This window comes from Bartonella sp. SD1336NMGDW (assembly GCF_042193565.1).
GTDB classification, from domain to species: domain Bacteria; phylum Pseudomonadota; class Alphaproteobacteria; order Rhizobiales; family Rhizobiaceae; genus Bartonella; species Bartonella grahamii.
The window spans coordinates 60,525-67,775 of sequence record NZ_JBHILW010000010.1 but is presented as its reverse complement, the minus strand read 5'-3'; the positions used below and the strand labels follow the sequence as shown (position 1 = coordinate 67,775).

8 protein-coding genes are annotated in these 7,251 nt (G+C 35.5%); 6 read left to right on the top strand and 2 right to left on the bottom strand.

The features are described from left to right. Positions 1 to 141: 141 nt before the first annotated feature. Positions 142 to 423, bottom strand: coding sequence for a type II toxin-antitoxin system YafQ family toxin (locus ACFIKH_RS06825; protein ID WP_375671274.1), 282 nt, complete (start codon positions 421 to 423; stop codon positions 142 to 144). A gap of 7 nt (positions 424 to 430) precedes the next feature. Then, positions 431 to 712, bottom strand: coding sequence for a type II toxin-antitoxin system RelB/DinJ family antitoxin (locus ACFIKH_RS06820; protein ID WP_375625831.1), 282 nt, complete (start codon positions 710 to 712; stop codon positions 431 to 433). A 190-nt stretch (positions 713 to 902) separates the two neighbouring features. On the opposite strand from ACFIKH_RS06820, the gene ACFIKH_RS06815 reads away from it, so the two are divergent. The 6 genes from ACFIKH_RS06815 to ACFIKH_RS06790 all read left to right on the top strand — a co-directional run bounded on the left by ACFIKH_RS06815 (position 903) and on the right by ACFIKH_RS06790 (position 7,247). Beyond that, positions 903 to 1,337 (top strand): helix-turn-helix domain-containing protein, encoded by a 435-nt coding sequence (locus ACFIKH_RS06815; protein ID WP_375671272.1) that lies wholly within the window; start codon positions 903 to 905, stop codon positions 1,335 to 1,337. A 634-nt stretch (positions 1,338 to 1,971) separates the two neighbouring features. Then, positions 1,972 to 3,135, top strand: a complete 1,164-nt coding sequence (locus ACFIKH_RS06810) for a D-alanyl-D-alanine carboxypeptidase family protein (RefSeq protein ID WP_375627279.1) — start codon at positions 1,972 to 1,974, stop codon at positions 3,133 to 3,135. A 28-nt stretch (positions 3,136 to 3,163) separates the two neighbouring features. Next, positions 3,164 to 3,808, top strand: coding sequence for a dTMP kinase (tmk, locus tag ACFIKH_RS06805; protein ID WP_375625837.1), 645 nt, complete (start codon positions 3,164 to 3,166; stop codon positions 3,806 to 3,808). Continuing rightward, the gene (locus tag ACFIKH_RS06800) at positions 3,805 to 4,848 is read left to right on the top strand and encodes a DNA polymerase III subunit delta' (RefSeq protein ID WP_375651954.1); all 1,044 of its coding nucleotides are present in this window, start codon (positions 3,805 to 3,807) and stop codon (positions 4,846 to 4,848) included. Before tmk ends, ACFIKH_RS06800 begins: the two co-directional genes overlap by 4 nt. Positions 4,849 to 4,924: 76 nt before the next feature. After that, positions 4,925 to 6,484, top strand: a complete 1,560-nt coding sequence (gene metG, locus ACFIKH_RS06795; RefSeq protein ID WP_375627280.1) for a methionine--tRNA ligase — start codon at positions 4,925 to 4,927, stop codon at positions 6,482 to 6,484. Continuing rightward, positions 6,474 to 7,247 carry a TatD family hydrolase gene (locus tag ACFIKH_RS06790; RefSeq protein WP_375671269.1) on the top strand — a complete coding sequence of 258 codons (774 nt, stop codon included), beginning with the start codon at positions 6,474 to 6,476 and terminating at the stop codon, positions 7,245 to 7,247. The genes metG and ACFIKH_RS06790 overlap by 11 nt, the downstream gene beginning before the upstream one ends. Positions 7,248 to 7,251: the final 4 nt, after the last annotated feature.

Genomic DNA, 7,251 nt, shown 5'->3' with positions numbered 1-7,251 from the left:
CTTATCCTTGATTTTGCACGTCTCATGGACGCGCTAGATAATGTCATTGCACATTTAAAGCATTGGTTTTCAAAGAACTGAACAACTGTCATAAAAGAAAAAAATGCGTAAAATTCTTTTTACTATGAATTGAAGATCCAATTATAAACGCAGTTCAGAATGGGAACCAAGTCGTAAAAGCTCTAGTGTTTTGGCATCTGGCTTTCGATAGATCAAAACTAAATCGGGCTTTATGTGACAATCACGACAATTGCGCCACTGACCTGTTAGTGCATGATCTCTCCAATGCGCCTTTAGCGGTTCATTCTCTGCTAACGCTTGGACCACAAGCAGCAAATCCTCCTCTAGTTCATTAGCATATTTACCTTTGCTTTCACGTTTAAGGTCACGGCGGAATGAACGCGTATAGACAATTTCCCGCATAGCAAGCTTAGGTTTGCTTTTCAGATTTACGCGCTTGGGTTCTATCTGCGCGTATCATGGTCCTTAAGCCGTCTAATGATGTACGTTCGACGCGTCCCATTTCGGCATCCTCGATAGCTTGTAATGTTTCCATATTTGGTTGGAATAGATCAAGTGGTAATGCTCTATCTCTAGCAATGCGGGTCATAAACATGCGTACTGCATCTGATATAGTTAAACCCGTAGACTTAATAACTGCACTTGCAATTTCTTGAACTTCATCAGGTATGCGGGCTTGAATTTTTCCCATTGCTAAATCTCCTACTTAATTGTACTACAATGTACTACATTTCAAACCTATGTCAAGAGATTTATCCGTCATGCCATACAACCTTGTGTATTAAGGAGGGTAGGAAGTCAATTTTTAAAAGGAGCTAACCAAAACCTAAGAATTTCTGCTAGAATCACGAGAGAGCTTCTTTTTTAATAGGATTTTTTAGATGCCAACACCATTTGGTAAAACCTTACGCAAACTTCGCATTGATCATTCAGAACGCCTTTTAGATATGGCTAAAAAATTAGATATATCTGTAGCATTTTTATCATCTGTAGAAATTGGCAAAAGATCTGTTCCTGTAGGACTGGAGGACAAGATAATTGAACTCTATGCTTTAGATCAAGAGGTAGCAGAAATTTTGAGAAGAGAATCAGATGCTTGTCGCAAAAGTTTCACTATAAAGCCTTCTGATACATTCAGATGTGAAGCTGTTGGTATGTTTTCTAGACTGATAAACATTATTTCACAAGAAGATTTAGAACTATTAAAAAAATTATTAGAGAAAGCTGGCAAAAAGAATGCGCTTTGTAAAGGAAAGTGTGAAAATCCTATTCCCGAACCTAATTATATGGTCCCTAACCTTAAAAAATATAAATAAAATCAATATCTTATTGCAATTAAATTTAAGATTCGAATTCAGGTACTTATTCAAAAGGGACATATTTTAACACGCTACAAGCCTATTTTACGATAGAGCCTGTGAATGGTATGATTGGTAACGCCTTTAGACATCACTATCTTTACACTTATGAAGATATAAACCGCCACCATCGTACATTTTGCAAGCCTCCAATTTTTTGTGCGATAATTTTTAATACTTGTCATGTTTATAAGAAGTATTTTTACTCTCTTTTTAATAAATTTTATTCATATACGAACCTTACTTATGACGCGTAAGCAAGATATTTTATTAAATTCAATATAAGAGGAAATATAACGAAGGAATCTTACAGTATTTTTAATAATATAAAATTTAAAATATTGTAATTTATTATAATAAACAATGTACTATAAATATAAAACAACAAATAAAAAATATTTTTTCTTTCATGCTTTAAAATATTAAAATCAACTTAGATGTAAGATAAAAAGTGCATCATATTACTTTTGCTAACGCTGAATAAAAATAAAATCTTTTCTTTGGTTGTCAATAATTCCTCAATTTGCAGAAATAAAAAAGTTTTTTCCTATATAAGATTCTTTATGTTAATCTTTGGGATGGGAGGAGATCTATGTATACAACATTAAGGATCTTATTGACTTTATGGGGAATATTGGCATTTGACACGTGGGGGAGAGCAGAAGTTTTTCAAATTTCTGCATCACAATTGTTGTTACTCGATGATGATACAGGGACAATACTTTATGAAAAACAAAGTGATATTCCTTTTTTTCCTGCTTCATTAGCAAAATTGATGACAGTAGAAGTTGTATTTCATCACTTAAAGAAGGGATTGTTAAAGAGTACGCAGAAATTCAAGGTAAGTGAAAATGCTTGGCGTAAAGGTGGAGCACCTTCCGGTACAACCACTATGTTTGCAAAGATAAAGACAGAAATCAGTGTTTCTGATCTTTTACGTGGTTTAATTATTATGAATGGAAATGATGCTGCTATTATTCTTGCTGAAGGAATATCTGGACATGAGTCCCATTTTGCAAAACTGATGAATCAGCGCGCGAAAGTGGTCGGATTATCTCAAAGTCATTTTGTTAACGCAACAGGGCTACCCGAAGAGGGACAATTTGTAACCGTGCGTGATATGATTATATTAGCACGTCATATTGTTCAGGAATATCCGGATTATTATGCACTTTATCGTGAGCCTCATTTTACGTGGAATAATATTTTTCAACGTAATAAAAACCCTCTTATTTCTAAGGAAATTGGTGTAGAAGGATTTGGTTTTGGCTACAGCGAAAAAGAAGGATTTTCAATGGTTGCCACCATTTCTAAAAATCATCGACGTCTTTTTTTAGCACTCAATGGTTTGCAAGATGGTAAAAAATATACAAAAGAAATAGAACACATTCTTCAATGGGGAATGACAGCATTTGATCTCAAAACGATTTTCACAAAAGAAGAAACGATTGGTCGTGCTTCTGTTTATGGTGGTAAGCAAAATTTTGTTCCACTCATTGTTAAAAAACCAATAAGTTTTATGCTTTCGAATGAAAAAAAAGTAAATGTTAAAGCAAAAATTAAATATCATGGTCCGTTGAAAGCTCCCATCGTTTTTGGGCAATCAGTTGGCGTTCTTCAAATTTTAGAAGATAAAAAGGTTCTTCTGGAAAAACCTGTTTTTGCCGGAATGAATGTTCAGGAAGGAAGTTTCTTTGCAAAAGTAAAAAATGCATTCTATGAAATAACAATTGGATGGTTACGGAAATATTTGTAGTTACGTGCTAATAAGGTTAAGGTCATACGTGTCAGGTTATTTTATTACATTTGAAGGAGGGGACGGGGTAGGAAAAACGGTGCAGATTTCTTTACTTGCTGAGTTTCTCTCTCACCAAGGTTATGATGTTGTTACAACACGAGAACCAGGAGGAACGCTAGGAGCAGAAGCAATCCGGTATATTTTGTTGTCGGGGCAAGCGCAACAGTATGGACCGTTGATTGAAGCTGTTTTGTTTACAGCTGCACGTGTCGACCATGTTACCGAGTTTATCGCGCCTTCTTTGCAAAAAGGTAAAATCGTTTTATGTGACCGCTTTATTGATTCTACACGCGTTTATCAAGGACTCAATAATACAGTCAGTTCTTCTCTTCTTGCTGTTTTAGAGTGTATTGCACTCAATGGTATCTTGCCTCATTTAACATTTTTATTAGATATGCCAGCAATGTGTGGTATGAAACGTGCAAATTTACGAAGAAAAGAAACAGAAGAAATTGATTATTTTGAAAAAGATCAGTTGGAAATTCAAGAACAAAGGCGTCAAGCTTTTCTTCAGTTGGCCAAACAGGAACCCCATAGATTTCGAGTCATTGATGCCACTGGCTCAGTGGAAGTCGTTGCACATCAAATAAAAAATATTTGTCATCAGGTATTGTTGGATCAGCTTTCATGAGTAATGTAAATATCTCACGCCAATATGATGATATTGATACAATTTTATCACCATCCCAGAATGATGTTGTTTTTGGTCATGAGGATGTTCGTCATTTTTTGACACAAATGCTTAAAGAAGAGCGTTTGCATCATGCATTATTATTTGAAGGAGAATATGGGATTGGAAAGGCTACATTAGCCTTTCATCTTGCTTGGAACATTTTAAGTTCTCAACAGGGGGCTTTCTTGAAACCCGATCCTTATTCTACTCCATGGCGCCAAATTACACAAGGAAGTCACCCTGGTCTTTTGTATATTTCACGTCGATTTGATGTAAAAACGCAAAAGTTTAAAACAGGAATACTCGTTGATGATATCCGTGATATTATGCATTTTTTAAGCCGAACATCGCAAGATAATGGATGGCGTATTGTTATTATTGATTCTGCAGATGATATGAATAGAAATGCAGCAAATGCAATTCTCAAAATACTTGAAGAACCACCTACAAAAACGTTATTTGTTATTATCGCGCATTCTTCCGGAAAATTGCTTCCAACAATCCATTCACGGTGTCAAAAAATTTCTTTCCGTCCGTTGAATAACGATGAAATGAAAAAAGTTATTACACATATTTTCGCCAATCAGGATTTACCTGATGAGAAAACAATTGAAACGATTATTAAAAAATCCGAAGGAAGTCCTCGAAAAGCCGCTTTACTTATTTGCCATGGCGGACTTGAAATTATTAAAACAATTGATGCTCTCCTAGAGAAACCTGTTTGTAACGCAACGATTGTACATACTCTTGCACAAACATTTTCATCTGTTTCTTCTACATTCCAATTTCAACAATTTTGTGATGAAATTCTTAATAAAATTCAAAAAAAAGCTATCATACTTGTTGAAAAGGGAGACTTATTTCTCTCAAAAAAATATGCGGAAAAATGGCAAGAGATTCATCAAGAAATAGAGGAAGTACAACTGTTTAATCTCGATAAAAAGCAGTTTGTTATTAACTTACTTTTTAAAGTTCATAAGATCATTCATGAGGATTAGTTTTTCCGTGACAATACGATGAACAGACGTTATGTCATTATATCTTTTATTTATAGGGTTTTACAACGAGTATGACATGCGTGACACATATTACATAACAACTCCCATTTTTTATCCTAATGGTGCTCCACATATTGGGCATGCCTATAGTGCAATTGCAAGCGATGTCTTAGCCCGCTTTCAACGATTAAACGGAAAAAATGTATTTTTTCTTTCTGGTACAGATGAGCATGGTCTAAAGATGCAACAAACCGCAGCAGCATTAGGCATGACACCTCAGCAACTTGCAGATCGTAATAGTGCTGTATTTCAAAAAATGCTTGCAGTATTAAATTGTTCTAACGATGATTTTATCCGTACGACAGAAGAACGCCATTATCAAGCTTGTCAAGAAATTTGGAAAAAGATGGAAGCAAATGGCGATATTTATCTCGGTCGTTATACGGGGTGGTATTCGGTTCGCCAAGAAGCCTATTATGAAGAAAAAGATACGGAAATTGGACCAGACAACATCCGTCGTGAGAAGGAATTAGGCTCTCCAGTTGAATGGAATGAAGAAGAAAGTTATTTTTTTAGACTTTCTCATTATGAAAAGCCTCTTCTTGAATATTATGAAGAACATCCTGATTTTATTGCTCCATTTGAGCGGCGTAATGAAATTATAAGTTTTATCAAATCAGGTTTAAAAGATATCTCTATTTCACGCGCAAGTTTTAATTGGGGAATTACTGTTCCAGAGAATCCAAAGCACGTGATGTATGTCTGGGTTGATGCGCTTACAAATTATCTATCAGCAATTGGTTTTTTCAATGAAAATTCAAAAAATCGTGATTTTTGGCCTGCAAATACGCATATTATTGGTAAGGATATTATTCGTTTTCATGCAGTCTATTGGCCGGCATTTTTAATGTCTGCGGGAATTGAATTGCCTAAAAATATTTTTGCACATGGTTTTTTACTTAATCGTGGTGCAAAAATGTCAAAATCTATTGGAAATGTCGTTGATCCTTTTGAAATGGTTGATCATTATGGTCTTGATCAGGTTCGTTATTTTCTTCTCCGTGAAGTGCCATTTGGACAAGATGGTAGTTATAGCCATGAAAGCCTTGTAAACCGTATTAATGCTGATCTTGCTAATGATCTTGGTAATTTAGCGCAGCGCTCCTTGTCTATGATTGCCAAAAATTGTAATGCACAAGTCCCGAGACCAACTTCATTTTTAGCTCAAGATCAACAGCTTTTAGAACAATCTCTTCAAGTACTTGAAACTGTACATCAAGCTATGTCTTCCTATAGTATGCATTTAGCACTTTCAGCTATTTTTTCAATTGTAGCGGATGCCAATCGCTATTTTGCCAACGAACAACCTTGGAGTTTACGTAAAAATGACCAAGAGCGATTTTCTACAGTTCTTTATATCACTGTAGAAATCTTGCGGAGAATAGGAATTATGCTTTTGCCTTTCATACCCCAATCAGCAGCCAAACTTCTTGATAGCCTTGCGGTTGCTGAAGATGATCGGTTATTGTATCATATAAGTCGTTCAAAAATTCAAGAAGGGCTTGATCTTCCACCACCAGAACCGATTTTTCCTCGTTATATCTTAAAGAAAGAAGACACTCATCATGTTGATTGATACACATTGTCATCTTGATTTTAAAGATTTTTCACAAGATTTGGATAATGTTATCCAACGGGCTTTAGATGCTGATGTTAAACGTATGATAACAATTTCAACCCATGTTCATAAGTTAGATAAGCTTTTAGCCATTTCGCAAAGCTATGACCAAGTCTTTTGTTCCGTTGGAACACACCCCAATCATGCGCATGAAGAACAAAATATTACAGCGGAAGAGCTTATACAGCTCTCGAATCACCCTAAAATTGTTGCATTTGGGGAAGGGGGGCTTGATTACCATTATGATTATTCTACACCAGAAGAGCAAAAGAAAGTTTTTCAAGAACATATCATTGCTTCTCGAGAAACACAGATTCCTCTTGTTATACATTCACGCAATGCCGATATCGATATGGAGAAAATATTACGTGAACAGATAAAAGAAGGAGCTTTTCCTTTTATCCTTCATTGTTATTCGTCTGGAATGCAACTTGCTCGTGCTGGAATCGAACTTGGTGGTTATATTTCTTTTTCAGGTATTCTTACTTTTAAAAGTGCACTTGAAATCCGTGAAATAGCAAAAATTGTGCCCCATGAGCATTTATTAGTGGAAACAGATGCTCCATTCTTAGCACCTATTCCCCATCGGGGCAAAACAAATGAACCATCTTTTGTATGCTACACAGCAGCTGTTTTGGCTGAAACAATTGGCTTAAGCATTGAAGAAACAGCTCAAATAACAACGCGCAATGCTTTTCGTTTATTTAGTAAAATGAAATAAGGCA